Origin of the sequence: Pseudomonas sp. A-1 (genome assembly GCF_004801855.1) — a bacterium.
GTDB lineage: Bacteria > Pseudomonadota > Gammaproteobacteria > Pseudomonadales > Pseudomonadaceae > Geopseudomonas.
The window spans coordinates 1-520 of record NZ_SSTC01000247.1 but is presented as its reverse complement, the minus strand read 5'-3'; the positions used below and the strand labels follow the sequence as shown (position 1 = coordinate 520).

Annotated in this window: 1 protein-coding gene; it reads left to right on the top strand. The window is 68.5% G+C overall.

Translation table 11 applies throughout. The features are described from left to right. Positions 1-520, top strand: a 520-nt coding sequence (locus E5198_RS21405; RefSeq protein WP_136491885.1) for an aminotransferase class III-fold pyridoxal phosphate-dependent enzyme, incomplete at both ends; no start/stop codon positions are given.

Here is a 520-nt window from a genome sequence, read left to right as displayed (position 1 = left end):
AAGCTGTCGCACACCTGCTTCCAGGTGCTGGCCTACGAGCCCTACATCGCCCTGTGCGAGGAAATCGCCAAGCGCGTACCGGGCGACTTCGCCAAGAAGACCCTGCTGGTCACCTCCGGCTCCGAGGCCGTCGAGAACGCGGTGAAGATCGCCCGCGCCGCCACCGGCCGCGCCGGGGTGATCGCCTTCACCGGCGCCTACCACGGCCGCACCATGATGACCCTGTCGCTGACCGGCAAGGTGGTGCCCTACTCGGCCGGCATGGGCCTGATGCCGGGCGGCGTGTTCCGCGCCCTGGCGCCGTGCGAACTGCACGGCATCAGCGAGGACGACGCCATCGCCAGCATCGAGCGCATCTTCAAGAACGATGCCCAGCCGCAGGACATCGCCGCGATCATCATCGAGCCGGTGCAGGGCGAAGGCGGCTTCTACGTCAACTCCAGGGCCTTCATGCAGCGCCTGCGCGCCCTGTGCGACCAGCACGGCATCCTGCTGATCGCCGACGAGGTGCAGACCGGCG